Origin of the sequence: Saliphagus sp. LR7, from assembly GCF_003344565.1 — an archaeon.
Lineage (GTDB): Archaea > Halobacteriota > Halobacteria > Halobacteriales > Natrialbaceae > Saliphagus > Saliphagus infecundisoli.
This window is the reverse complement of the sequence record NZ_QPND01000020.1, coordinates 1-26,508: the sequence shown is the minus strand read 5'-3', so window position 1 is coordinate 26,508 and position 26,508 is coordinate 1. Positions and strand designations below refer to the sequence as shown.

Here is a 26,508-nt window from a genome sequence, read left to right as displayed (position 1 = left end):
GGGGTACAGCACGGTGATCAGAGCGATTCACAGAGCTGCTCGATGTTCGAGACGACGAACTTCAGGACGATTTCACGGAACTCGCGATACCAGAAATGCGCTCGCTCGGCTCCGCCATGCGAGCGTTAATGCAACTCAGGTTCGACCCACTCGTTCGTTTTCGCCGATTCATAGGCCGCGTCTAGAAGCTGAAGTACGCGGAGTTCGTCACCGATAGTGGCGACTAGCTCGTTGTCGTTCCCCCGGCATACCTCGAAGAGCGCGTTGATGTAGTCGAGACCCGCTTGACCGCCGTATCCAGGAGTGGCGGGTTCCTCAAACAAGAGCGTTCGAGTGGGCGCACTGTCCCACTCGGGTACGTCCGCTCCCAGCCGTACGGTCGCTCCGTCGGACGCGACGACGGCCGAACCGTCCATACCGTATATATGCATGGGTTCGATGTCCGGTCCCGCCGCGGCGTCGCCGCGCAGTCCCGACGCCGCCCGAAGATAGTAACCGAGCTGAAGTGTTCCTTGTGCACCCGAGCAGGTCTCCATTTGAACAGTGGCCCCGTCTTCGATGTCGGTGGCAGTGTCGCCGTATGTCAGTTGAGCGTTCATCCGCTCGACTGGATCGTTGAGGATCCATTCGAAGAGGTCCAGATAATGACAACCAAGCCACTGGAGAATTCCACCACCAGCCTCCTCGAGATTGTAGAGGTAGTCGGGTTGTTGTGCAGACTGTAGTCTGGAAGTTAACTTGTTCGTGAACAGGTTTGCTCCGAACGCTCGGAGATCGCCGAAAAAACCGCTCGAACGTCGGTATCGGAGTTCACGGTGTACCGGGGAGGCTCTGTTGAAGTACGCGGTCCCGACAGTCGCATCCGCACGTTGAGCAGCTTCCGCGACCGGTGCTAGCTCCGTCGCAGTCCGGGCCAATGACTTCTCGGCGAAGACGTCGATCCCTCGCTTGACTGCAGTCTCGACGACTGGCGCTGTCGCCTTGTTCGAGAGCGTTACCCAGGCAAGGTCGATGTCTTCCTCGCCGAGAAGCGCGTCTGGATCGCGATAGAGTGAGATCCTGTCCAAGTTGAGGTTGTCGATTCGATCCAGATCGAACGACTTGTCGGGTTCACACGCGCAAGTAATTTCGACGGGGAGCTGTGCGAGGCTCTCGAGGTACAGGCTCCGGTGGCTATGGTTCAGGCCGATATAGCCAATTGTTTCGACCACTGTGGTTCACCGGCTGACTGGTCGAACTCCGTCGTGAAGTAGCTTTGGCAACCTGTAGGTCATCCCCTACCACAGTTCCGAGATCGACGTTTGCGATCACGTGGGTATCGACAGACGTTCTGCAAATTTTCATAGGTCCAATGAATATCTATTAATGGCTGGGCGCGCATCGATACCTATGGATGATTTGAGCCAGCCTATCGAGATTGGGTCCCGTCTAGAACTGTTCGTCGACGATTACATCGTCGATACGATGAATCAAGTCGAGCGACGACTGCAACGTCCAGATTTTCAGGAAGTCGCGATTCGTCACGACAAACCGTGGGAGGGCGGCGGCTCTAGTTACCACACGATTTTCAAAGATGGCGATGTCTACCGGATGTATTATCGAGCATCCCAGATTGGAGTAGGGATTCCCGAATCGAGTCATCGTTCCGTAACGGCGTACGCCGAGAGTGACGACGGTATTACCTGGCAGAAGCCTGATCTCGGCCTGTACGAGTGGGACGGGTCGACGAACAATAATATCATCCGTGACGGGCGGGAATCGCACAACTTCACCCCGTTCAAGGACGAGAACCCGAATTGCAGCGACGAGGCGAAGTACAAGGCGGTTGGTTTCGGTTCGGATCCGGACACGACCAACCTCGTAGCATTTAAATCAGCGGACGGGATTCGTTGGTCACGCCTTGGTGAGGACCCGATTTTGACCGAAGAACAAGGTGCTTACGACTCACAAAATCTGGCATTCTGGGACGGACAGACCGAGCAGTATCGTATCTACTTTCGGGACTTCACTCAAGAGGGCGCGCTGGAGGAAAGTGAAATTGACGACCGGAGGCGAATAATCAAGACTTCTACCTCGAATGATTTTCAGACCTGGTCAGACCCAGTCGAACTGACATATCCCGATGCTCCTCCGGAGCAGCTCTACACGAACGTGATCAAGCCCTACTACCGCGCCCCTCACATCTATCTCGGCTTCCCGGAGCGGTACGTCGAGCGCGATTGGGAATCGGATTCGATGCGCGAACTCCCAGGATTCGAGTTTCGGCAACAGCTGGCTGACGAACTCTTTCGGACGGGAGCGGCGGTCACGGACGCGCTTTTTATGAGTAGTCGCGACGGTTCCACCTTTTCCCGGTGGCCGAAAGCGTTCTTGCGTCCGGGGGCGTGGACCGATGATAGCCGCGCCAACTGGTTTTACGGCGACAATACGATCGCATGGCAACTCGTCGAAACGAAATCTGGTACTCCTGGCAAGCCCCCCGTTCTTTCCCTTTACGCGAAAGAGGATTATCGAACCGAAGCCTCCCGGCTGCGCCGGTACACCCTCCGGATTGACGGGTTCGTCTCCGTGGAGGCGCCACTCGACGGCGGCGAACTCGTTACAAAGCCAATAGTCTTCGACGGGGATGATCTCGTTCTCAATTTCTCGACATCAGCTGCCGGAAGAATGTCGATTGAACTTCAACGCCCAGATGGTGATCCATACCCCGGTTTCGAACTTGACGAATCGCCGGAACTTTTCGGTGATGATTACAAACGAGTCGTCACTTGGCCGAACGGAGCCGACATCGCTGATCTAGCTGGTCAACCAGTTCGGATCCGATTCGTAATGGCTGACTCGGACCTCTACTCGTTTCGATTTCGTCCAGCGTGATGCTTCCGTTCGGGATCGCTGCCACCGGGACAGGTATGAGACTATGTAGACGGACTTCTCAGTTCGCGCTGGATACGCCGTTTCTCAATTCAACGTCTACATTCAATCGTCGGCCGGTCATTATACGACACCACGTTCTTAAGAGATACTCACTCGACGTCCAAAACGTCTATGTGGTGATAGTGCCATCTGCAACCGATGAGTTCCAGTGAACCTTCTGATAAAACGTATCGGGATCTTTTTTGGGATAGCATCTGTTCATTTTATTACCAGATACTGTTCTTTTTCCTCCTCATTTGCGTTCTTATTATAATGTCTCTGCTGTCGTTCGTGGTTATCGATCCAGAATCGGATTCGTTCATAATGCTAACTATTAATTTTGTGATATTGGGCATCGCATTTCCGATGGCTGTAATCGCCCTGTACCAGTGTAAGAAACGACAGTGATCGTGTATCCGACCACGCGACCATGTTGACCGAACCGGTGATAAGTCGTCTTCTCGGACCCGGCAGGCCCGACGGATGTCGACGAATGTGGACATGAGCGCAAGACGATGTCGATAGATCTCACCACGTTCGACATTCACCTATGTTGAAGAACACCCCAATAGCTCCATCTCATCGGCAACTCCGGAAATCGACCCCGGACGAGCCGTCAGGTCGGGCCTTACAGTCAACTTCCGTGATCGTGCATCTGCAACCGTTCGAGTGAGGTCGTTCTCCGAGAGGTGCCGCACCAACAAACCACGCTGAGTGTCCTCCATTAGGATAGGTACGGGCCCAGAGAAGTCATCATTTTCATATATCTCCTAGGTTAGGCCGCTGGCCTGTCTCTCCCGAGTAGCAGCTCTCGCTTGAATAGGTCTGGAGAGCAGTCAAGACGACGCTTACGTGCGTGAGCGTCCATGTTTCATCCTCACCGAATTGCTCTCACCATCGAAGTAACCCTGAATCAGGCACTGATGGGATGAAAGCCTGCTAAGTCCCCAGAACACGGAGGAAGACTGGGGTGGCAAAGGCTGACAACTAGACAGCGCATCAAGCGCGCGGCACTGATTGGCCGATGTGCCAAGGAAGCACCATCGTGAGGCCAAGCCCGACTGCCTGGCGGGCAGTCGGGCGACGACCTCGAATAGGTGTGGCTCCCTCCGTGCATTTCCCATCCCAGAGGAAGCCATGTACTACCTCGGAATCGACGTCCATAAGCGTGACTCGTACATCGCTGTCCTGGACAACGACGGCAAGGTCGTCGAAGAGGTTCGCGTCGCAAACGCGAACCTCGACGACATCGCGAAGGAGTACGCCGGCTCCAAAGCAGCGATCGAAGCAACCAGCAACTACTACACGATCTACGACACGCTCGACAAGTATCTCGACGTTGTTGTCGCCGATCCGTACCAAACCAAAGCGATCGGCATCGCCGAAGTGAAAAACGATCGGCTCGATGCGAAGCTGCTCGCGCAGCTTCGCCGAGCCGGCATGATTGCTGAGAGTTACGTCCCACCTGAGGAGATCCGCGAGCGTCGCGCACTTGTGCGCGGACGCAAGCGCCTCGTCGAGAAGCGCACTGACTTCAAGAACGAGGTCCACGCTGTCCTCGACCACCACGGTGTGGAGTACTCGTGGGACCCGTTCAGTGAAGAGGGCCGAGAGATCCTCGCCGGCGAGGATCTCTCGCTTGGGCTCGTCGGACGGAGTCTGATTGAGTCGTTCCTCGCGGTGATCGACGAACTCACCGCTCAGATCGACGCGATTGAGGACGTGATCGAAGACTGCGCTGCGTCTCTCGAGGAGACGCAGCTGCTGATGACGATTCCTGGCGTGAGTTTCTACTCGTCGCTGCTGATCACAGCCGAACTCGGCGAGATCGATCGATTCGACCGCGATACACAGGTCGTGAGTTACGCCGGGTTGGATCCTGTCGTCCGCGAGTCAGGCGACTCGCGGACTGAAGGAGGGATCTCGAAGCGTGGAAGTCGTGATTTACGATGGATTCTCGTCCAATGTGCGAATGTCGCTGTTCACAGGTGTAACGATCCCTATCTTGGCCGGTTCTATGCTCGGTTGAAGCGGCGGAAGAACCACCAGATCGCCATCGTTGCAACCGCTCGGAAATTGCTCGTCTCGATCTATCACATGCTCACACGCGAGGAGGTATACGATCCGCCGGGGGTGAGCGCCTGAGGACCGCCGAATCGGCGGTCCTCCGCGCGGGGCTATCGCTGGCGTGAGCACCTGCGTTCGAATCAAGAAGTCTCCCGCCTGAGGGAAGACCGATCAGCCGACCATAGCCACTGCTTGCGATTTGCGTTCATTCATTGCGGAAACTGCAAAGGTTCACCCAAAACTATACGATGACAACCGTGGTTTGGGCAGGTAGCAGGCTTTCATAGGTGTCTAGTTGAGCACCTCCTCGGCGGGAGTTCGTCCATCTAACGCCTGATTCGGTCGATCGTGGTTGTAGTGGTGTCTGAACCGTCGTAGCCAGCGGCGAGCGCTGGCTGGACTGCCCCGCCAAAACGAGTGAAAGCGGTCGAGTCGCATGGAGACAGTCTGGAACCACTTTTCAACATGGTTCCGGTCGCTGTAGTCGAGGTGACCGCTCAATTCTCGACGTGCGAGGGCAGTCAGATACCCACCAGCGTCGACAAGAAACTCTGTCTCGTCGATTTCGTGTTTCTCGTCGAGCCGGTGCAAGAACGCCGCCGCGGGACCGATCCCGCGGCGGCTGAACACGTCGATTTCGAGCAGGAGCTTCGATTCCGTATCAATCGCGGCGTACAGCCACTTCTTGTCGCCGTCGACTTCGATCTGTTTCTCGCCGACCGCGACCCGCGACGGCGCCGCCGTCGGCGGGTCGCTCTGGGCGTCTGACAGCGTATGCGTCCAGCTCCAAATTGCACCGTGAGACCGGTCTACGCCGAGTAATTCGAGGACCGCAACGACCTCCCGAACCGACAATCCCATCGAATGCAGACGCACCCCGAACACCCTGACGGGTGTCGGGGTGCGCTCATTCTCCCAAACCTCATCACAATCCAAGTCTAAGTGCTCTCTGAGCAGGTCTCCGAGTGTCATAGACACCACTCACTACGACCTGCTCACCTCTCAAACTCCCGCAACTAGACAGTGCCAGCCTTGTTGAAACCTTTCGTCACTGACATTCAGGAAGGATGTTCTCATACCGTTCACGAGCAAAGCGGCTGGAACACATTACTATACAAAATTACAGGACATGAAAAGAAATTCAACAGAGCCACCGTTCCTTACTTCAGCCACACACTAAGCAATTTTGGGCGACAACAATCGGCTCGTCTTCGTTGGCGGCAAGCAGTGATCCGCCACTGATGCTGAGAGTGGCTTGGCCGGCCTACTTCCATCGTGACGGGGCCGCCACATGCCGGATAATCCATAGCTGTCTAGGCCGTTGCTTTCACAATATGGAGTTCGTGTAATTCAACCGCATGGTCGTTGAGGAGTGTCTGCCTGAGCGAGGCAGACAGACTCGAATGATGAAATTCTGGGGAGCTAGCAAACGTGGGGCGGTGCTTTCGGCGGACGAGAGGGGGATTTAATACCGGTCGGGCGAACGGACCAATCATGCGGCCCCCTTCCGACCTGAAACCGGACCTCTTCGAAACGACAGACGAGATTGAGACGCCGGCAATCCTTGTCGATCTCGACGCGATGGAGCGGAACATGGCCAAGTACGCGTCCTTTGCAAAGGAGCAGAGGGTCGCGCTCCGATCACACGTCAAAACGCACAAGATCCCCGACCTGGCACACCGGCAGGAGGAGTTGACCGGCGGCGACGGGATCGTCTGCCAGAAGCTATCGGAGGCCGAGGTGATGGCCCAGAACGGGATCGACGACATCTACCTGACGTACATGGTGGTCGGAGAGGAGAAGCTCAATCGGTTAGTGTGGCTGTCCGAACACGTCGATGAGTTCGCCACGACGGTAGACGGCGAGGGGAACATACTCCCGCTGCAGGAGGCCGCGGCCCGTCACGGCGTCACCGTCGACGTCGTGCTGGAACTCGACGTGGGACTCAACCGTGTCGGCGTCCAGCCCGGCGCCCCGGCCACGGAGGTCGCGGATCTAATCCTCGAGCAGCCGAACCTGAACCTCGCCGGAATCATGGCCTACGAGGCCCACGTGACTCAGGAGGCCGAGACGGCGTCGGAGTACGAGCGACTCTGCATGGCCGTCATGGACGAAGTCGAGGAGGCGGTCGATCGCATTGAGGACGTGACCGGGGCCGCGATCGACGAGGTCAAGGTCGGCGGCACCGCGACCTCGAAGTTCAGCGGCCGCCACCCCGTTGTCACGGAGATCAACCCGGGCATGTATCCATTCAACGACGTGGGCGAGCTCGGGCGGCGCCCCTTCGAGGTCGATAAGGAGGACTGCGCGCTGACCGTCCTGACGTCGGTCATCTCAACGGCCGCCGACGATCGGGTGATCGTGGACGGCGGTAGCAAGACGATGTCCATGGACCTCGCCGCGTACGACATCTACCCCCTGCCGAAGAACCGTGACGACATCGCGTACGAGCGGTACTCCGAGGAACATGGGTGGATCGACACCAGCGAAAGCAACGAGGAGTTCACAGTCGGCGACCGCCTTGAGTTCATTGCCCCCCACGTCTGCACGACGATCAATCTCCACGATACCATCGTCGGCGTTCGCGACGGCGTCGTCAAGGAAGTATGGGAAGTGCAGGCTCGTGGCAAGCTGAAGTAGCGAGCCGCGAGAGGGGATCACCTGTCGCGCCCGCTGGCGAGACACCATGACGAGGTCGCTCCCTGCATTCCTACGCGACATCGTTGGCTGCACCTGCAAATCTATAAGCGGCACGGAAGCGAACTGGCAGCGGTGAACGAATCGCTAACGGCTGACGTTGTCGTCGCGGGCGGCGGCATGGCCGGACTCGTCGCCGCGGTCGCGGCACTGGAGCGAACCGAAGACGTGATCGTACTCGAGAAGGGCCCCCGGACCGGGGGGTCAATGTATCTCTCTGGGGGCACGGTCTGGACCTTCGAGACTTTGAAAGATGTCCGCGAGGTCGCGCCCTATGGGGACCCCGAGCTCCAGTCGATCGTCGTCGAGTCGCTGGAGACGGACCTCAAATGGCTTGAGACGATAGGAGTCGAGACGGTCCCAATCCTGACCGACATCGACGAGCGGTGGGGGCGGGAAATAGATCCCGAGGAGTCGACGGCGATCCTCACGGAAACGATCGAGGCCGACGACCGGGTGCGACGCCGAACGCCGATGGAGACCGTCCGAACAGACGAACGCGGCCGGGCGACGCAGGTGGTGGCGAACGCGGCCAACGGGGGATACCTCCTGATCGAGGCGGGGGCCGTCGTCCTCGCTACCGGCGGCTTCCAGGGCAACGAGGAACTCGTACAGCGGCACATCACAGACCACACCAAGAACCTGTGGCTCCGCTCGAATCCCTGGAGCACCGGGGACGGGCTGCTCGCGGCACGCTCGGTCGGCGGAAAGGCGACCACCGGACTGGGGTCGTTCTATGGGCACAACATGGCTGCCCCACCGGCCGAGATCTCGCCGCGGGAGTTCGTCGACGTCACCCAGTACTATGGGCCACAGGGGCTAGCCCTCGACAAGAGCGGTCAACGGTTCGTCGACGAGTCGTCCCACTACGGAGAAGAGGGGATCGCGGTCGCGACCGCGAAGGACGCCGGCGGCCGCGCCTACTACCTCCTTGACGTCGAACTGTTCGAGTCCGAGTTCACCAACGAACTACGGGTCGGGAGAATGGTTGAGCGCGTCGCCGAACACGGCGGACGGACGGCGAGCGCCCCCTCGCTCGGGAAACTCGCCGACGCAGTAGAGAACTGGGATCTGGACGGCGACGCCATGGTCCGGACAGTGACCGAGTACAACCGGGCGATCCGCAACGATAGCGCCGGGACGCTCGACCCACCCCGACGGGCTAACCGTAGCCCTTTCGACACTCCGCCGTTCCATGTCGTCGAACTTCAGCCGGGGATCACTTTCACGACCGGCGGTATCGCGGTCGACGCCGAGATGCGCGTTCTCAGTCGGGCGCGAAGCAGTTCAACGCTACTGCACGGTCCGGCCGAGGAGGCGGACCTCGTGCGCGAGCCCATCGAGGGGCTGTACGCGGCCGGAGTAGACATCGGGAACGTTCACGAAGGGGGGTACATCGGGGGCCTGGCAACTGCCCTGACGACAGGTCGAGTGGCCGGACAGCGCGCGGCCCGTTACGCCGACCAGAGCTAACGCCGCTGCCATAAACCGCCTACTTCGTCGGGTTTAGTAGTGATTTCGAGGACGAATTATGAAGCGAGATGTACCACCTCCGTCCACCGTTTGCTCTGTGTATTGGAACACTATGATCGAAGCGGAAGGCGAGCGTGGGCCGTGCGCCGCTGGAGCGCCGCGAACTATACTATAGGAGCTGCCGGCAGGAGGTCCCTTGGTTGGAGCGTCACCGGATCCACATCGGCGGTAGAGATCCATCGTTTGGAAAAGTAGAAGAGATATTTTACATGATCAAGGAGAGGCGATCTGTGCCGACCGCACAGATCGCGTCGGAGCTTGAGCGGGACCACGAGTCAGTGTTGAACTTCCGTCATGATCTCCAAGAGCTATGCGGTGAGCTGGACGATCTTGTGCTTTTAGACGTGTTCGAAGCCGATGGTATTTAAGTCACAGCGGTGAGAAGGGTGTAGAAAAGAGGAGGAGAATCCGCGCAAGCGCGAACTCAAAAGAGAGACGAGGAAGCTTCGAATCAGACAAATCGCCAGTCGTAACACTCGTCCGTCGCTACGACGGGCGAGTTGAATTTCTGGTTCGAAAGAATTACCAAGACATGGATGAGGAGATTGCTGACCGGGGCGACGAGACAGTGGTCCTATATACCAACGACTGTACCATCTTACAGTACCCGGCTCGACAAATAGTTAACTCAAGCAATACCGTACTCGGGATCAATGCCAGATTCACAGACGATGATCATCCTGATTTCCGTGTTCGGCGCTGTCGGCCAGGCTGCCGTCACTCTCCGCTGGTATGAACCGCCGCCCCGCGAGGATCAGCCTCCCATTCCGGTATTTGAGGGGGTGCTCTTTTTGGTGGGGTTCACCGTGCTATTCGTGGGCCTCGGCTTCGTACTCTCCTTTATCCGGGGTATCTATCAGCCGTACGGTGAGTTGTTAACCCTGCTTCTCACCCCGATCGGATTCTATTCCGCATACGGTACATTCACCAGGCGGTTGAATGAAGACAAAGATAAGGCGACGCGTATGATGAATGTCGTCGGTGCACTCGTAGTAGGGATCTATCCTATGGTCCTGTTCCTCGTCTAGTGCGCTTGCAAGTCTACTTAGCCTAGTCAATCGTTTTGGAGAATCAAATGGAGTGATCTGTGTAAGCTATGCACCTTTTAACTGAACGGTGAACCCGTCTATTCAGTCCAACCCCATCTATCGATTCAGCAGTCCCTCACACTTGTTCAAGAAGGGTTCAACCATTGCGCAAACCACTCAGGTGCCAGCAGGGACGTAATCGCCACGAGGAACTCAAGCGAGTTGGCCGTGGCGTTCGATGATCTCATGAACTCAGGCTACGTCGGCTGTTGAGCCCGCAGTGTAAACACGTACAAATAGAATAGATAGAGTGTCACCTGCAGAGACTCACCTCAAAGATGTCGATTCTATAAACCAGAACAATATTTAAGTAGATGGAAAAGCCAATCCGTGGTATGTCCGAACAGGCCAAATATCCTGTCAAGACCGTTAAAAAATCTCTCGATATTATTGAATTATTGATGGAAAAGGATACGGCTGGGATAACGGAAATAGCCGGTGACCTCAGTATGAGCAAGAGTATTGTGCACAATCATCTGAATACACTTGAGGAGCGAGGCTACGTGCTGAGCAGCGACGGAAGATACAAGTTGAGTTTTAAATTCTTAGAGATTGGAGGATTCAAACGACATCGACTACGATTGTACCACGCTGGTCGTTCGGAACTGGTGGAACTCGCGGATTCAACCGGTCAAATGGCAAACTTAGCCACACTAGAACAGGGACAGTGCGTGTATCTATATCAAGCAAAAGGGGCAGACGCTATAGAATTCGAGGCGAACTATGAGGGGCAGTACGAATACATGCACAGCACTGCCATCGGAAAAGCGATGATGGCGTTCCTCCCTCAATCGAAAGTCGACGCAATAATCGAGACACACGGGCTCCCACAGTCGACATCAAATACCCTCAACGATTACGATACGTTATGTGAGCGGTTACGATCGATTAAAGAGCGTGGATACGCCAGAGACGATGAGGAATCGGTTCCAGGTCTACGGTGCGTCGCCGCTCCAATCAAAACAAGAGATGGAGACGTGTTCGGTGCGATAAGTGTGTCAGGGCCGGTCAGTGGGCTCAAAGGAGAGTTCTGGAAAGAAACCCTTCCCGAAGAGGTTCAGAACTGTGCAAACATCATCGAGATTAATTCGCAATTCTCCGATCCGAACGAAGATGCAATATATGAAAACCGAGGGGAGCAACGATAATCTAGCGCCCCCGGTTGTGGGGCATAGTTAAGTTGAGATTGAACTAAACGGAGTCTTCGATAAAGGTGGGAGATGCTCCTCAAAGAACTTCAAGTGGACATCACGTGTTCTTCTGATATGGAGTTTTTGGATAATGACCGGACGCGCATGCCAGCCTGGCTGATCAGGCTGGCGTGCGCTGCCCATACCGGAGCAGCGTCATTGGCTGAGTGTCGGGACCTCTGTAAGTGGTTCGGCAGCAAGAGACGCCGAGCCACGATTCACCAGTGGTATCAGGCGTACGCCGACTACTACGAGCAAGAGTTCACCGCCGAACCAGACCGCGTCGCCGCGATGAAAAGAAGATCCAGCTCGAAAACGAACAGGAGGCGTAGCTCTACGCGGCGATTGGTGTTGATACGAAAGTCGTGCTCGAGTGATTACTCTAACACCTGAATATCCGAGAGGGGCGTGTCGATCTCGCTCACAACGTGGCTCACATGCTTGCTTACTCGACGAACCCTCGCTGTGAGAAGCGCTCGACGGAGCCCTTTGGAGCGTATTCATCCGTTGCGCTGATCACTCACGCACGACTTTCGAAACACCGGGGACGAGATCTGGCCGAACGCTTCCTTACCGACCTCAAAGAGAATCACCGCGTCGGAGATGCGAAGTTTCTCATCGATGGGATGGGCTATCTGACTGCTCTCGCCCGAACTGATCTCAGTGGTAATCTCAATTACACCGACCGAAACATCGTTGAGATGGTCTTTCAGACCTATACCATGTGAATCGAGCGGCTCTATAAAACCTGGAACGGCTGCCAAACCAACGCCGAGCGCTGGCTGACTACCTACTACAACCATCATCGCAGCCACCAAGCCCTCGACAATAAATCACCGATTGAAGCACTCAAGCCTGAGGGCTCAATATAGCAGTGCCGGATAACGTGCTCCATTGAAAATGCAGGACGGGAGCCGGATCATAGCGTTTTGGCGAGTTTCTTGAGGTTGTTGAGTGCGAACAAGAGGACGATTTCACGGAACTGGCGATACCAGAACCGCGAACGCAGGGCGGACTCCTACGTTCGCTTGACTGTTGAGTAGGACGTTTCTGCCATCCATCGCTGTGTGTAGTCCTTCGTCCGGATAAGTGCGTTATTCGCGGTTGCCTTCGGTGTTGAGCCGCGGTAGTGAACGAGGTAGTCGACGTCCAGTGAGGTGATCTCGTATTCGGTGTACCAATCCTGGAAGCCGTTGTCGGCGGCCACGGCCCGCAGGTCGTCCGCGTTCCGGCGGACGACCCGCGGGCCAGCCTTCGTGCCGTGTTCGCGCTCGATACAGCAGTGTACGTCCAGCACCGCCAGGGACTCTGTATCGGTCAGCGTCGTAGCCTTAACTGTATTGACGCTTCGGCCACACCGCTGGAGATAGTACTGCGAGGCTTGGTTGCGTTCGAAAAACGTGCTGTCGAGTGCGACGTGCCCAGACTGCAGGTGTTGCTGCGCGGAGATGCGCAGCAACGCCCGCCAGATGTACATCGCGTAGCGGTCGAATGAATGGTAGAACGTGGTTGGGTCAGGGGGCGCGTCCGGGTGGAAGCCGAGACGGTCGCACACCGACGGCATGAGACTGACTCGGTCAACCAGTTCGGCGTAGCTGTGGCCTTCCTCTTTGCGAATACAGTGTGCGACGATATGGGCCTCGCGGGCAAGCCCGCCCGAGTCGGGCTTGCCCGCTCGGTTTCCCAACGCTTGTTTGGCTACACGTAGTGCTGTCTCAACGAGGTCGAGGAGAGCGACGCCCATAATCGCCTTCTCGGCCTCGTCTTCCCAAACTCATTACGGAGTAACCCCGTCGCAGTCGCCCATTTTCAATAGAGGAGGATAACGGACTACCGACCCAGTACTTCTATCTTTGAACGAGAAGTGCAAGTTTGTACTGTCGTGAAATTCCTGATTTCAGTGGTTCCCCCGAACAGTTATCCCGTCATGAATTACGGATCCGAGTTCAACCCACGGCTACATACTCAAGCTTCAGGTTCGACACATCCGGACAGCCCCAGCCGCATTCGACGGGTCGCAGTTTTCGGTGGTAGTCCAGTGAGCCCGACCGGATCCCCGTCGACACAGATCAAGAGCGAATAAGTATGTGGCTGCCAGAATTTCCCGGTCGGCATCTCTCCCGATGTCTCTCTGTACAGGTCCCAAACGGTCCTTATTCTCCAGTCAGAAATCGGTCAAGGACGTTCTCCGTGATAGTCGCCGTATGGTCGTCAACCAGCAGCGCGGCCGGATAAGTTATTGAACCCACCGAGAACACCGCTCCGTCGCTGTCGGTTTCGTAGTACACCATCTCGGCACCCCCGTCGTTGGGATTGGCCCCCTTGGCAAGCAGTTGCACCGACTCGGGAGCGTACCGGCTAAGCTTATCCGTCTCCTGTCCCGACGCACCGCCGCTGATTCGTTCCTGGAGGGTTTCGGTACCGAACCGTTCATGCGATTCGAGGCCTGTACCATCGAATACCCAGTGTTCAGGTGTGACCACCTCGTACGGTGCCGCCGTCATCAGACCGGACAGGGTCGTCACCACACCAAGCAGGCGACCAGCGGACTCGTGCGTTCGATCGAACCGGGTTTCGTACTCATCTCCCCGGGACCGTGGCGTATCACCTTCGTACTTGCCGGATTCACTGATCGATATTGGACGACTCTTGTTCAGATAGCGGACCCGGGTTTCGTCCACGACGTCGACCTCGCAGTCGATGCCGTTACCGCCGAGATACGCGAGTTGCCCGCCGCGTTCGAAGACCCAATCCTTGACGCGGTCATACATAGTCCGCGACCAGTACTCCGGATGCGTGTGGATTACCAGGACGTCGTACGCGTCGAGGTCGAGTGTACCGTCGTGAAGCTGGTTGTCCGCGTACAGGTCGTAGTCGTAACCTCTCGTTTCGAGCCAGCCGAGGAAGCGCCACTCCGCCGGGGCAAAATAGGTGTCGAACCGACCACGAATCGGGTCATGGAGGTCGGTGTCACGGTCGACCGCGTTGTATGGAGCGGGTCGTTCGAACGACAGCGGCGCGTATTCGTGGTTTTCAGCGCCATAAAGCCCTTCACGAATCGATGGGTCGTCGTCGTATCGGTCCAGGTCTAAGTGGGAATCGACCACCGGCCGATCGGGAAGAGACGCCGGATTGACGTAATTCGACCGCCCTCCGAAGTTATTGTAGGCATTCCACGTCATCGTCGCGGCAACTACTGCAACATCGGCGTCAGGTTCGGCAGGTGCAACGACCCATGGGAACGAGAAGAATTCACCGGACTCCTTCTCTTCGAGATGAACGTAGTAGAGCCCGGTTCGATCCCGTGCTTCGACGGTCTGAGTGGCGAACGCCCCCGGATGTGGTGGGTGCCACTTGACGCCGCTCTGCGTTAGATCACCGTCGGGCAGGAGCTGTTTTCCGGCCTGCGGCCCGTGTTCACCGTGCCAGTCCAGTGGCCGGATACGTTCCCTGTGTTCACCGTACCGCCACAGTGTCACTCGGACTTCTTCCGTCGCGTGAACACGAAATCGGGCCAGGTCGCCAGCCGTCGAGCAGATCGGAGTCATATATCCGTACAACCGATCAGAGAGGAGTCGGAACTGGTAAGGGTGAGTGTCATCGTCGACATCGACCATCACGTGTTTCGAACCGTATCCGTCCTTTGCGAGCGTGACATCGTACGTTCCAGGTCCAACGTCCGCGTATACCGCACCTCTCGGAGTCGACCGGACGACATCGTATCGATTCCCGTCCCGTCGAAACTCGAGTTGAACGTCGTTCAACGCCACGTACCATTCGTCGCTCACGTAACCGATAAGGGTTGAACCCATGAGCTCAGTTGAAGCGCTCGGGTGCAGTCCATTTAATAGTGCCGCGAACGCGACGATTTTCGCTCTTGGACAGTCCATCGCGGAATACAACGAGATCGTCTACGCAGGGGTCCAGACCACGACTCGTGAGAACACTTAAGACAGACCTCTCGTCATATTAGCCAGATCATGGAACACGAGGAGCTGAAACGCCAGGTTAACGAACGGATCGAGGAACGAACTGAGGGGATGGTCAAGCTGCTCGGGAGCCTGGTGGATAAGGAGACGGTGATCGGGAACGAGGGGCCGGGCCAGGAAGTCGTCATCGACAAATTCGAGAAAATGAGTCTGGAGCCGGACGTCTGGATACCAGACGTCGACGATCTCCGAGAGCACGAAGGCTTCTTCGAGACACAGCCCTACCAGGAAGTTGGATACGAGGATCGACCGAACGTGGTCGCAACGATCAAAGGGGAAGGCGACGGCCCAACACTGGCCCTCAGTGGTCACATGGACGTAGTACCCGTAACCGACTCGGAGTGGGACTACGATCCGTTTTCGATGACCCAGAAGGGCGATCGGCTGTACGGACGCGGGACGGGTGACATGAAGGGCGGGCTCACAGCCTGTATCCACGCCATCGATTGCCTTCGTGATCTTGGGATCGAACTTCAGGGTGACATCTATCTGCAGTCCACACTAGAGGAAGAAGACGGGGGCGTCGGAGGGATCCTCTCGGTGTTGATGCGTGGATACCTTCCCGACGGTGCAATCATCGCAGAACCGAAGGGTGTGCCGAACATGGGAATGGCGAGTGCAGGTGTCAGATATTTCAAACTCACCGTCCACGGGAAAAGCGCCCACGTCGGATACGGATTCGAGGGTATCAATGCCTTGGACAAGGCAATGAGGTTGTACGAGGCGTTGCGTGAACTCGATGCTGAGCGCAAGGCACGTATCGACTACGAACCAGCGTACCGGAAGGATCCGCGGATGCGGGGGCACGAAACCAACCTCAACATTGGGATGATCGAGGCCGCCGAGTGGCCGGCTATCATTCCCGGAGAAGTTGAGTTAACTGGTCGATTGGGATGGCCTCCCGGCGAAGAACCTGAAGATGTAATGGCGGAACTTGAGGCGACGATCGCGGGCGTGACCGAATCCGACGAGTGGCTCAGTGACCATCCGCCGGAATTGGAGTTCTTCGGACTTCAGGCGGATCCTCACGAGACCGACCCGAACGAGGAACTCCTCCAGGTAGCGATGCGTAACGCGGAGTGGATAACTGGCCACGAGGGCGTCTTCTATGGCGGAAGCGGGGGGAACGACACACGATACTACAAACGGTACTACGACATTCCAGCAATGTCGTTGGGTCCGGAGCCGAACAACATCCATGGAGCAAACGAGTACGTTACCCTACCGTCACTTATTGAAACTGCACAATCGATCGCGTGTACAGCGATCGATTACTGTGGCGTCGCCGAAACCTGACCTGACTCCCAGGAGTCACAGTACGATTTGCGGTAGGACCGCAACGAAACAGATCGGCACAGGTCGGACGACTGTATTGCCGGGAATGGAGACGAGGTCGGCGAACATCTCGAATACGTCGCGTTCCTCGATGGGTCGGCTCCCGATGCCACTCAACAGACGGTTCGCCACCAGTTGGGCGAGGAGTTCCTCGATACCTTCGACGACGACCCAAACGAGGAGACCATCGAATGGGCGCTCAGATCGGAATTCCTGGAACTGGAAGCGGAAATGGCCTACAGAGAGTCGTATGCCGTCGTTGGAGCCGACATACGACACGTCGTCTTTGCGACGAACCATCCAGATCTGGACGTTTTGGACGGTGATACGGATGAAGCCCCGGTCGTACACCAGATCGCGCGTTTCACGCACTAGTATGCCAATCGGTGGGGAATCGAGAACGGGTACAGGAGATAAAGTCGTTTATGACGGAAACCACCAGCAAGGACCACAGTTACCGGTTTTTCATCTCATCTTCGGGTGCTTGCTGTACCCGATATGGCGACTCGTGGACACACTAGTAAAATGCTTGCTCGGCGACGAACGAACTGAGACTCGCGTCCGTGCGTCGACGTTCCTTACCATCGCCAAAGAGATACGGACTCGGATCGCCAAGATAATCGCCTGACTTGAGTCGGGTTCGCCCGGCGGGCCAGCAGCAGCGTACGGCAGCATCAAGCAATTTGCCCCGTGGATAAGCTCAAGAGAGTACGCAGTGCGGTTCTGCCACTTCGGGTTCGCGATTCTGTTGTACGATATGTGGCTACTCGTTGATCTCCTCGTCCAACGCCCGTTCGGGGTCGTCGAGCTTCGCATGAAACCTCGGGTCATCGCCCCGCGGTTTGGTGGCTTCCTGAGACGGAGCGCGGTCACATTGCTGTAGTAAACCACGCCGTGCTCGCCCGTCTAGAGGAGCATCGCTATCGAGGCGGTCGAACTTCACGCCCGAGTCGCGGCAAACTGCCACTCAGCTCGGTGAGTGGCAGTTTGCAGCCGTTCAATCGTACCTCAATCGAGTTGGGATACCGCGCTAAGTGGGAATTCGATGCATAGATATATCGGCATTCGTAACTCCAGACTAGGCAGTTGGTATATCATTATATGATTTACTGTTTCGGGATGGTAATCTGGCCTATTCTGTGTTGTTGTGGTTTTCTGGACCGGAAAACCACACCACACAAAGTATAAGTAGATCAAGAATAACGCCCTAACCACCGAAACCAACTGGCTTAGAATCGCAGGTGCACATAGCGAATCGCCTTCCGTAACGCGATTTCACCTGCCACTTGCAAGCTCGAAAACAAGAGAACTCAGCTTCACACCACCACATCATCAATGTCCACCGACACGACCACCGACTCACCACGCTATAGCACGATGGACCTCGAGGACTGCGAAGCCTTCTATCACGAGGAAATCACCCGAGAGATGCAGGCTGATGGCCTCGATCCCGACCACGAGACACCGACCTATGCCTGGCTGAGTGACCGCTATCGAGGCTTTATCGCACATCTCTCCCGGACCTTCGACCTCTCACCCGGAGACTTCTACGACGAGATCGGCGTTCCACCACACGACGGAACCGAAGAAAGCGCGTTCGCGTTTGTTGATGATCAAGACACCCGTCAGGCCCTCGAATCCTACCTGCATGAGCTCAGGGACCGACAGGGGCGGGCTGAATCGACAATCGCAACTCGGCGCTCGGTACTTCGCCGCTATGTCGAAACTTACCAGCAGGTGAACGACACTGATGACCTGCTCTCTTCCCTCCAGTCTGAGCAGGGAAGTTCCGAGAAGAAAACCCGTGTCGCGGATACATTCGACGTTCTGCGACGACTCGACGAGACGCTGAATACGCACGCATCACGGCTCAAGTACGTCCAGGAGGTCAGGCAATTCTACCAACACCGCGTCGACTTCGGGAAAGCCGATTACGATCCGACGACACGGCTCGAGCGGAGATTTGGATGGGATTCGACGCCTGACTGGGATAATCCCGCACTCAAGGCAGATCAGATTCAGTCGCTCTACCAGACCGCTGAGACGCCAGCGGACCGCCTTCTCGTCAGTGGAGTCTGTGGATGGGGACTACGGCCGAGTGAGGTCTGTGCTCTCCATACGCGCCAGCTCACGCTCACTCCCGACGAGGATGATCCCGAGGGGCCGGATCCGTACATCGACTTTGGCGAGAATGAACGCAAGAACGGGCCGGGGACTGTTGCGTTGCTAGTCGGTGTCGAGGAGCTCGAATCGCGAATCAATACCCTCGACGACGAGCACAGCGACGAATGGAACGGCTACCTGTTGCCATCATCCTCCTCGAAATCGGGCCATATCTCGACTGAGACCGCCCGCCGGCACTTTCGAAAACTCGCTGAGGAGGCAGGGGTGACCGTTGACGGGTCGACGCCAACCCCGAAAATGGGGCGCCGATACTGGTATACGGCGTATGGGGCAGCGGTCAAACGGGTGGGTGAGCGGTTCGAGGATATCGCGGAAGAGCAGGGCTCGAAATCAGCCGATGTCGTCCTCGATAACTACCTCTCGAAGCCCGAACGCCGTCGCCATCGCCGGGATGAGATGCGTGATGACTTGGTGGGGCTGTTTGGTTCGTGACCCTTAGACACTGTATCATCGGATTTCGGCCACTAGTGGGGTTAACACGGACCAACAACAACAAGGTCCTTTGACGACTGTTGGGAGGCTACCCATCTCCGATGTCACAGAGCCGGTGTCTCAATTGAGATTCGGGGTGCATGTTTTTCAATCCGTTGATGAGATTATCCGGAATGTAGATCGTTCGGCCGTTCCATTTGTGTTGAATTCGTTTCGTTCGTTTCGTTCATTACAATCATAGAACTCGTTATGTTAGTTTCAATAGATGAATTAGTTGTGTTCATCCTATTCACTTCGATCGTCTCGTTCGTTCCTCTTCTTCCTCATGGACCCCGTAGTCGGCTTCGATACCTGAGACACCTCCCCAATTGTTGATCCTGTGTCCACCTCCATCTGCAGGACATTCTCAAAGGTATCCTCAAGCCGGTTGACGATGTCGTTGAACAGAGTCTTCGTATGGATATAACATCAGTCGTCTTTCCTGCGCCCCCTTTCTGATTCGCCACGGTGATTTGTGAAGTGTTGGTTTTGACCATAGCAATCGTTAGTTTAGTGAAATCGTTTTGTTCGTTTCGTTCGTTTTGATCGGTGCGCTCGGTGCGAGTATTTCACTCGATGAAAGGAATATCACCCTGATAAATCCCACTGTTCGTTATCCTCACTGAACGAAACGCATTCATTACCCTTACTGAATGAAACGCGTTCGTTATCACCCACTCATTCGTTCCGTTCGTTTCTAATTGGCAAGTCTACGTTCCGATACATCAAGGGCGTCGGCCCCCGAGTCCCTCACCTGAACGCTTAACCCTATCTACCGCCCGCGTTCCCGACCGGGTGGATCACTTGCCGTGTCCAGGTGGGTCTCCACCGTGACCGGGCGGGTTCGGTTTTCGCAGGTCATCGAGGGCGTTACGCGTGAACTGCTGGAGACGCTCGTCGGGTTCGAGCACGGCGGGTTTGTACTCCTGAACCCGGTTGTAGGGCCAGACATCGTTCCATGCGGGATCAGGATCGATGCGCCACGTGTATCCCATCGTGCCCGTACTGAAAACCTGCGCGCCCGACGGAGCCTTGTAGGCGACCGAATCCGCGTCCTGATCATTGGTGACCCAGAGATCGCTCGATCCCTCCTCGTAGTGGAAGAAGTTCGTGAGTTCGCCGGGGACCTCGCAGTCCTCGCGGATCCAGTCCCACTCGTGACCAATGCAGCCGACGATCGTATCGCCCGCCTCGAAGCCGGTGTCTTCCATCCATGGATGGTCGATCGCCTCCTCTTGGACGGTGTAATCAGGGAAGTTATAGAGGCCAGCCCCTACACTCATCACGCCGAGTAGTTCACATTCCGGACGCGGGTCCGGCAAGCTCCGGAACAGATCGGTCTCGTTTTGCGTCCCGGCGAGCGGATCGTCCTCGACGTTTTCCTTGTAACCGATCATCGTCCGACCGTCGTCTTCGTAGCGGACCTGCCAAAACGCGCTGTTCGCCCCGAAAAAGCCGAGATTCGTTCCCTCATCTCGCGCGTCCTCAAAGGCGTTGCGCTGTTCCATACTCCAGTACTCGTCGTGGCCGGCGCTGATGACCATTTCGTGGTTCTGGAGCATCTCGGGGTTCTGGTGGACGTCATCGTCCATGACGTACGAGACGTCGTAGCCCTCCCGTTCAAGGAACCGAACGGCGTGGATCGCATACCGCATGTGGTTGGTGGGTGCTCCCCCAATGGGCCGGTCGTGGGAAACGATGTTTGCGGTCCACCCTCCCGTCTCTTCCTTCGCGTGGCTCGCCGCGCTCGTAAAATTATAGAGGCTCTTACCGCCCCAGCCGTTGTACGCCTGAGAGGTCGCATTGGGCAACTGGACGAGCATTTTCGCATTGCGGCCCCGATCCTCGCGTTCGCGCACGGCGAAGACATAGCCCGTCGATTCGCCTGCGTATTCGCCGCTGGTTGCCACGAACTTAGCCATGTACGCCCCCGAGGTCCAGTCCTTGTCAACGTTGAGCGTGTCGGTGACCGGCCAGTCACACTCGATGAGGCCCGTCTCAGCGTCCCAGTCGGGAATCGACTGTTGCTCGCCCTCCTTCTCGGCGAGCGAGGCAACCCGTCGCCCACCGGCCCCGCCGTACCACCCGAGTCGGTAGACATCGATACGGTAGTCTGCAGCAGGTGCAGTACTTACATGGAAATCGAGACTCTCGGCGGGCGCGACGCTCGTTTGTGATGGATATCCCTCGACGTGATGATTGATATCCTCGGGATGTGTGCCTGCTGGGCGCGCCCCACCTGGCGCGGTCGGCAACCAGTCGTCGTCGCCCGACCGCTGGTTCTCCGCTCTCGTCGGGTTCGCCGCCGCCCGATCGGACAGCGCCGCCAGCCCCAACGTGGTAACCGCGCCCGCACCCGCGCTCGTCTTCAGGTAGCGCCGGCGTGAAACGCTCCCGTCTTGCCTGTCATCGGCCGTGCAATCTGTTGTGTCATTTGTTCTCGATTGTCTAGGCATTCACCATACACGATTATACTCTCTATAATAAATATTTCGTTATTATTTATGGGTGGTGTAGTATCTAAAGGTGGAACCCGTGCTCTCCCTATTTCTGACCGCGTCAAGAGGCTACTCTGCTGCTTTCGGAAGCCTCTAGTCAATGTTCTAACTGATCGGTGACGCCGGCACTGTCTAGTTAAGCGCCTCGTCAGCTGGCGTTCGTCCATCAAGCGATTGATGCGGTCTCTGATGGTTGTGATAATGCACGAATTGTTCAATCCAACTTCGGGCACTCCGCCGACTGCCCACCCACGAGTTATGGAAACGGTCGACTCGCATTTTGAACGTGTGAAACCACTTTTCGATGAGGTTTCGCTCAGTATAGTCGACCCGACCGTTAAACCCTAACCGAGCAAGGGCAGTCCGATAGCCGAACTGATCGACGAGAAACACCGCTTCGGAGAGATCGTGTTTCTCGCGAAGTTCCCAGAGAAACTGCTGCGTTACTGCTGCCGTAGTCGTCGTAAACAGCCGTGCGTGAAGGAATCGGTTCGTATTCGGTCGACGGCGGCGTACAGCCAGTACTGTTGGCCATTAATCCGGATCACTGTCTCGTCGAGCGTAATATGATCCGAGCTCGCGTCGTTTGCAGGCTGTAGATCGGCTTTCTGCACCCAATCGTGGACGGCCTTCCGCGATCGTTCGACACCGAACTACTCGAGTTATCGAATTGTATTCGAAAGCTATAATACAGCAAGATGTAGTCGAATACCGAGAGCCATCAGTTGACGCGGTGTCTGCTCCCCCTCCACAAAACCCAAGTGGATCCAGTCGCTACGGCCGCTGAGGCGTGCGATTTCTGTCATAGACACTCAGAAAATCGATACGCCTCATTCTCCAATCTTAATTAAACACGACCGCTACAGATGAGCGATAGTCATTATCTCAAACGCTCATACGGGTTTCCGACTTTGCCGTATGGGCGGTGTATGTCAGCCTGAGACCACAGCCCCGGAAATAGTGACAAGTCAACTGGGGCCATGTAATCATATGATATGTGCTTGTACACATAAATGTGGCGATAGGTATCAATAAGCATACCATTCTATGTAATGTGTTACATCTAATTACCCCTTAGGATTACTAGACGGAGTTCCCTTTTAACAAATTCACTCAGAATCGAACGACTGGGACATCTTTCCTAGAAATAAGTTGAGTGAGAGGTCAGAGATGATTGGCGGAACCTTTGAACGTCCCAGGTCTACAAAAGGTCTCTGAGTATCATAGACCCCACTCACTGCGATCTGTCTCTTAAATTCCCTCAACTATACCGTACCTATCCACTGAAACCCGAGTTTCGAACAAAAACTGCGGACCGGTGTGCCCCATCCGAAAGAGTTGCTCGTTCAGTTGTCGATAATCCCGTCTGGCGCGGCAGGATGGTAGATGTTGTCAAGGGTGACGACGTAGCCGATGGCTCCATCGCCGAACCAGGGCACGTTGATGTCGCCACCCTTGGCGAAGACTGTCGCACCGGCTTGATACTGGCTGAGGACGCCCCGATTGCCGTTCCAGTCGGTTTCGCCCTCGGGTGGGTCCACTGTGCAGCTGTTGAGGCCCACCACCGCGCCCGCGCTGTTTGACGTCACGACTGGAGCGGTAATCTCACATCGGGTAGCGAATGTGTTACCAGCGTAGCCAGCGAACAGTTGGCCCGTCCGTGGACTGCCCTTCAATACGCAGTCGATCGCGCCGAACACGCCGCCGTAGTTCTCTATCCCGCCATCTATCGTCAGGTCCTTGAATCCGACATTGAGCACGGAATTGCCGACAAAGTAAAACGAGAGATAGTAATCCGCACCGAGGATCGTATCTTCGGGATTGCCTGATTCGCTACGGATCGCGACGTTCATTCCGGTTGCGCCCTCGAAGTAGGTGTCCCCCTCCTCGTAGGCGTGGTAGATCGACATGTGCATCCCGCTCATCACGCCGACGCCCGTATCGTGCACGGTCGGATCGTCCACAGTTCCCGAGGTCAGGACGATATCGACTGGGTGTGTAAGGATATACGGCAATCTGTTGAGCGCCTCCTGAAGAGAAGCGACAGGATCGTCTTCGGTGCCACCACCATCGTCGTCGCCGTTGGGATCAACCCATATCTGGATCGGGCGCCCGCTCACGATGTCCCGATCTGAGATCCCGCTTTTTTCTTCTTTCTGGATGTATGGCACGTCGTGGAAAGTGTGGGCAGTCACTGACTCGACAGGTGCGGCCTGGCCCAGTTGGTTTGGGGTGCCGTACTCACCGCTGTGATCGTGCTCGTCGGGTGCCCATGGAGGATTACCACTGTCCTCGTCATTGACGCCTTCCCGAGCGCTGGTGGAGCCAGCCGTGCCGAGTAATGCGCCGCCTCCGAGTACGCCCAACGCACTTCGGCGTGTCATCCTCGCGGATCTGGATTCGCTTCGTAGCTCCTCTTCGATCACCTTGTTTCGCTCCTCAAGGTTGGAGATTCGTTGTTTAAGGGCAGTAATCTCTGAGCGGTCGTCTGTCGTTTCTTCTGGAGCGGCATTACCGTTGGTATCCCGTACCATGGCCCACGATATCTTTTGTGATATATAAGTATTCTCATTTACCAGTTGGGTGATGCAGTATCCAGTGGTGGAGCGGGTACTTCCCTTGTTTCTGATTATTTCGCGAGGCTACACTGCTCGACGCGGCGGCGACGCGGCTGGGCGGCGAGAGCGTCATCGTGAACCTTCGAACGAAAGCGCTGTGGACCTGCTCGCCGACCGCGAGCCCGCTCCCCAGCGACGTCGGTCATGGCCGCTACCGGGCTCAAACTCGGATAAGACACGTGATTAGTTTGACCGAACGTAGCGACGGTGGACGATTCTCGCCGTTTGTTCAGTCTCGGTTCTCCTCGTGAATCCGTTCGAGGAGAACCGCGAGTTCGTCGGTGATGGCGTCGAAGAGGCGTTCGCCCTTCGTCGCGCTCGCGAGTTCGGGATCGCCGACCGCACCCGTTTCTGAGTACTGCTCGAAGTGCAGGTAAACCGACAGCGGGCCGCCATCGAAGAAGTCGGCGGGCCGCAGGTCGTACGGCGTGTTAAGGAGTTCGCCCTCCGCAGCGTCCTCATCGACGAGTTCGGCGAATAGTTCCAACGCGAGCGAGGTTTCGAACTCCGCGGCATGAAACATTCCTCCAATGTCACTCTCCCGAACTTCGTTGACGACCGGCCGTGCGAGTTGCGCGTACGGAATTCCCATCACTTCCTCGTCGGGGTGTTCCCGACCGAGCGACGTGATGGCGTTGCCCACGACCGATTCGTTGCCGACGTGGCCGTCGAGAAACAGGATGGCGTCGAACCCGCAGTCGAGGACCGACCCCCCCACGTCCTCCAACACCGCAGCCATCGTTTGAACGCTCAGCGAGATGCCGCCGCCGAACCCCCGATGCATGTCTGAGAGACCGCACCAAATCGTCGGCGTGAAGAGGACCGGGAGTCCCTCGCGTGCCTGTTCGCAGCCGATCTTCGCGACCGCCGACACCAGCAGCGTGTCCGTTCCAACGGGCAAATGCTTGCCGTGCTGTTCGACAGCGCCAACCGGTACGACGGCGACGGAACCGGCCTCCGTGGCGATTTCGTTCACTTCGTCGTACGTTTGACTCGTCCACGCCCGTTTCGAGGCGACCGTCGGGTCCAATACCATAGGCGCATACTTGGGGAAGCAGACAAAAACGTTCGCCGGGTAGCGGCAACCCCACCACGCCAAGAGGTTGCCTTGTTTTGCCACCGATTGACGGCAGCTTCAGACGCTCTCACACGAAGATTCCGACAAAGTAACCAGGGATTGGACGCCGTCTGGAGATATGGCATCGCTCAGACGGCAGGTGCGGATGTGTCGAGACCGTGCCAAACAGCACCTTGACGATCCGGATGTACCCGCCGCACCGGAGGGCGCGTCGAGTGGGTACGGATTGCGTTGATTCTCTTCCGCGTTGAACTGGAGAAGAGCCACCGTGAGACCGATGATTACCTTAATGAGCATCCGTCTTTAGCTAATACTCTCAGTAATATTCGATCTAGCCGTTCATCGTAAAATCGGAGTTCTGAGCGCGTTTATTCGACGAACTCAATTCACGTAGACCTCGATACTTGCCGAATCCACCCCGGCTGATGCTGCTGCATGGTGAGAATGAGGAATAATACTCTGGTGCATAACCTCACCCCGAGTATGAGTGATCACCTTAACACCTGAATATCCGGGAGGAAAGTCTCAATCCAGTCACTAGCGAAACTTATGCGACGGCTTAATTGGAGAAACGTCTCGGTGAGAAATTCGCGGAAGTGCTCTTTGTCCGCGAAAATCTCCGGTGAGATTTCGCGTTTGAGGTCTTTCCAGAGCGGCTCGATCGCGTTCAGCGTCGGCGAGTACGGCGGGATGAAGACGAACTCGATGCCGAGTTCGTCAGCCCGATCCTGGGTGAGATGAGCATGATGGGAGCCGTAGTTATCGGCCACGAGCAGAATCCGCCCGACCGGATTCTGCTCGCGGATCTCTTCGAGAGCCTCGACGATCGTCTCTTTGACCATCCGCT

General features: G+C 56.6%; 18 protein-coding genes and 4 pseudogenes. 10 read left to right on the top strand and 12 right to left on the bottom strand.

Going from position 1 to position 26,508, the window contains the following annotated elements:
* Window positions 1–17 precede the first annotated feature (17 nt).
* Together DVH23_RS19080 and DVH23_RS19075 are read right to left on the bottom strand one after the other, a co-directional pair.
* Window positions 18–125, bottom strand: a pseudogene (locus DVH23_RS19080) (IS5/IS1182 family transposase); the annotation flags it as partial.
* Complete coding sequence (locus tag DVH23_RS19075) at window positions 126–1,211, bottom strand: Gfo/Idh/MocA family protein (RefSeq protein WP_114578997.1); 1,086 nt, start codon at window positions 1,209–1,211, stop codon at window positions 126–128.
* Window positions 1,212–1,389: 178 nt separating this feature from the next.
* On the opposite strand from DVH23_RS19075, the gene DVH23_RS19070 reads away from it, so the two are divergent.
* A complete protein-coding gene (locus DVH23_RS19070; RefSeq protein ID WP_198668012.1) occupies window positions 1,390–2,874 on the top strand; it encodes a hypothetical protein in 1,485 nt (494 codons plus the stop codon).
* Between the two features lie 1,176 nt (window positions 2,875–4,050).
* Window positions 4,051–5,058: an IS110 family transposase gene (locus DVH23_RS19065; protein WP_114578995.1), complete on the top strand. Its 1,008-nt coding sequence runs from the start codon at window positions 4,051–4,053 to the stop codon at window positions 5,056–5,058.
* Between the two features lie 213 nt (window positions 5,059–5,271).
* Here the strand turns inward: DVH23_RS19065 and DVH23_RS19060 are convergent, their stop codons facing one another.
* Window positions 5,272–5,952, bottom strand: coding sequence for an IS6 family transposase (locus tag DVH23_RS19060; RefSeq protein WP_114578994.1), 681 nt, complete (start codon window positions 5,950–5,952; stop codon window positions 5,272–5,274).
* A 522-nt stretch (window positions 5,953–6,474) separates the two neighbouring features.
* On the opposite strand from DVH23_RS19060, the gene DVH23_RS19055 reads away from it, so the two are divergent.
* The 5 genes from DVH23_RS19055 (at window position 6,475) to DVH23_RS19040 (ending at window position 11,446) form a co-directional block, all read left to right on the top strand.
* Entirely contained in the window at window positions 6,475–7,620 is a 1,146-nt protein-coding gene (locus DVH23_RS19055) for an alanine racemase (RefSeq protein ID WP_232833829.1), read from the top strand.
* A gap of 132 nt (window positions 7,621–7,752) precedes the next feature.
* Complete coding sequence (locus tag DVH23_RS19050) at window positions 7,753–9,150, top strand: FAD-dependent oxidoreductase (RefSeq protein WP_114578993.1); 1,398 nt, start codon at window positions 7,753–7,755, stop codon at window positions 9,148–9,150.
* 134 nt (window positions 9,151–9,284) lie between these two features.
* Complete coding sequence (locus DVH23_RS23795) at window positions 9,285–9,578, top strand: hypothetical protein (RefSeq protein ID WP_157972500.1); 294 nt, start codon at window positions 9,285–9,287, stop codon at window positions 9,576–9,578.
* Window positions 9,579–9,863: 285 nt separating this feature from the next.
* Window positions 9,864–10,238, top strand: coding sequence for a hypothetical protein (locus tag DVH23_RS19045; RefSeq protein WP_157972499.1), 375 nt, complete (start codon window positions 9,864–9,866; stop codon window positions 10,236–10,238).
* Between the two features lie 395 nt (window positions 10,239–10,633).
* Window positions 10,634–11,446 carry an IclR family transcriptional regulator gene (locus DVH23_RS19040; RefSeq protein WP_198668011.1) on the top strand — a complete coding sequence of 271 codons (813 nt, stop codon included), beginning with the start codon at window positions 10,634–10,636 and terminating at the stop codon, window positions 11,444–11,446.
* Window positions 11,447–11,988: 542 nt separating this feature from the next.
* Here the strand turns inward: DVH23_RS19040 and DVH23_RS23790 are convergent.
* The 3 genes and pseudogenes from DVH23_RS23790 to DVH23_RS19020 all read right to left on the bottom strand — a co-directional run bounded on the left by DVH23_RS23790 (window position 11,989) and on the right by DVH23_RS19020 (window position 15,258).
* Window positions 11,989–12,303 carry a hypothetical protein gene (locus DVH23_RS23790; RefSeq protein WP_157972498.1) on the bottom strand — a complete coding sequence of 105 codons (315 nt, stop codon included), beginning with the start codon at window positions 12,301–12,303 and terminating at the stop codon, window positions 11,989–11,991.
* A gap of 104 nt (window positions 12,304–12,407) precedes the next feature.
* Window positions 12,408–13,232 (bottom strand): annotated as a pseudogene (locus DVH23_RS19025) (transposase).
* Between the two features lie 409 nt (window positions 13,233–13,641).
* Complete coding sequence (locus DVH23_RS19020) at window positions 13,642–15,258, bottom strand: N,N-dimethylformamidase beta subunit family domain-containing protein (RefSeq protein WP_198668010.1); 1,617 nt, start codon at window positions 15,256–15,258, stop codon at window positions 13,642–13,644.
* Window positions 15,259–15,468: 210 nt separating this feature from the next.
* Here DVH23_RS19020 and DVH23_RS19015 point away from each other — a divergent pair, with 210 nt between their 5' ends.
* Window positions 15,469–16,773, top strand: a complete 1,305-nt coding sequence (locus tag DVH23_RS19015) for an ArgE/DapE family deacylase (protein WP_114578989.1) — start codon at window positions 15,469–15,471, stop codon at window positions 16,771–16,773.
* A 15-nt stretch (window positions 16,774–16,788) separates the two neighbouring features.
* Here the strand turns inward: DVH23_RS19015 and DVH23_RS19010 are convergent, their stop codons facing one another.
* Window positions 16,789–17,184, bottom strand: a complete 396-nt coding sequence (locus DVH23_RS19010) for a hypothetical protein (protein ID WP_114578988.1) — start codon at window positions 17,182–17,184, stop codon at window positions 16,789–16,791.
* A 1,005-nt stretch (window positions 17,185–18,189) separates the two neighbouring features.
* On the opposite strand from DVH23_RS19010, the gene DVH23_RS19000 reads away from it, so the two are divergent.
* Window positions 18,190–19,428: a tyrosine-type recombinase/integrase gene (locus tag DVH23_RS19000; RefSeq protein WP_114579021.1), complete on the top strand. Its 1,239-nt coding sequence runs from the start codon at window positions 18,190–18,192 to the stop codon at window positions 19,426–19,428.
* An 839-nt stretch (window positions 19,429–20,267) separates the two neighbouring features.
* Here the strand turns inward: DVH23_RS19000 and DVH23_RS18990 are convergent.
* The 4 genes and pseudogenes from DVH23_RS18990 to DVH23_RS18975 form a co-directional block, all read right to left on the bottom strand.
* Window positions 20,268–21,923 (bottom strand): twin-arginine translocation signal domain-containing protein, encoded by a 1,656-nt coding sequence (locus DVH23_RS18990; protein ID WP_157972497.1) that lies wholly within the window; start codon window positions 21,921–21,923, stop codon window positions 20,268–20,270.
* Between the two features lie 174 nt (window positions 21,924–22,097).
* Window positions 22,098–22,771: pseudogene (locus DVH23_RS18985) on the bottom strand (IS6 family transposase).
* 540 nt (window positions 22,772–23,311) lie between these two features.
* Window positions 23,312–24,499 carry a hypothetical protein gene (locus DVH23_RS18980; protein ID WP_114578985.1) on the bottom strand — a complete coding sequence of 396 codons (1,188 nt, stop codon included), beginning with the start codon at window positions 24,497–24,499 and terminating at the stop codon, window positions 23,312–23,314.
* Window positions 24,500–24,812: 313 nt separating this feature from the next.
* Window positions 24,813–25,619: a creatininase family protein gene (locus DVH23_RS18975; protein ID WP_114578984.1), complete on the bottom strand. Its 807-nt coding sequence runs from the start codon at window positions 25,617–25,619 to the stop codon at window positions 24,813–24,815.
* 160 nt (window positions 25,620–25,779) lie between these two features.
* Here DVH23_RS18975 and DVH23_RS18970 point away from each other — a divergent pair.
* Window positions 25,780–25,967: pseudogene (locus tag DVH23_RS18970) on the top strand (IS5/IS1182 family transposase); the annotation flags it as partial.
* Between the two features lie 185 nt (window positions 25,968–26,152).
* On the opposite strand, the gene DVH23_RS18965 reads toward DVH23_RS18970, so the two are convergent.
* Window positions 26,153–26,508, bottom strand: a 356-nt coding sequence (locus DVH23_RS18965) for a transposase (protein WP_198668009.1), incomplete at its 5' end; no start/stop codon positions are given.

Coding starts and splice junctions, on each gene's coding strand:
- DVH23_RS19070 (WP_198668012.1), top strand. CDS start 1,390: ATGGATGATTTGAGCCAGCCTATCGAGATTGGGTCCCGTCTAGAACTG.
- DVH23_RS19065 (WP_114578995.1), top strand. CDS start 4,051: ATGTACTACCTCGGAATCGACGTCCATAAGCGTGACTCGTACATCGCT.
- DVH23_RS19060 (WP_114578994.1), bottom strand. CDS start 5,952: ATGACACTCGGAGACCTGCTCAGAGAGCACTTAGACTTGGATTGTGAT.
- DVH23_RS19055 (WP_232833829.1), top strand. CDS start 6,475: ATGCGGCCCCCTTCCGACCTGAAACCGGACCTCTTCGAAACGACAGAC.
- DVH23_RS19045 (WP_157972499.1), top strand. CDS start 9,864: ATGCCAGATTCACAGACGATGATCATCCTGATTTCCGTGTTCGGCGCT.
- DVH23_RS19040 (WP_198668011.1), top strand. CDS start 10,634: ATGTCCGAACAGGCCAAATATCCTGTCAAGACCGTTAAAAAATCTCTC.
- DVH23_RS19015 (WP_114578989.1), top strand. CDS start 15,469: ATGGAACACGAGGAGCTGAAACGCCAGGTTAACGAACGGATCGAGGAA.
- DVH23_RS19000 (WP_114579021.1), top strand. CDS start 18,190: ATGGACCTCGAGGACTGCGAAGCCTTCTATCACGAGGAAATCACCCGA.
- DVH23_RS18990 (WP_157972497.1), bottom strand. CDS start 21,923: ATGCCTAGACAATCGAGAACAAATGACACAACAGATTGCACGGCCGAT.
- DVH23_RS18980 (WP_114578985.1), bottom strand. CDS start 24,499: ATGGTACGGGATACCAACGGTAATGCCGCTCCAGAAGAAACGACAGAC.
- DVH23_RS18975 (WP_114578984.1), bottom strand. CDS start 25,619: ATGGTATTGGACCCGACGGTCGCCTCGAAACGGGCGTGGACGAGTCAA.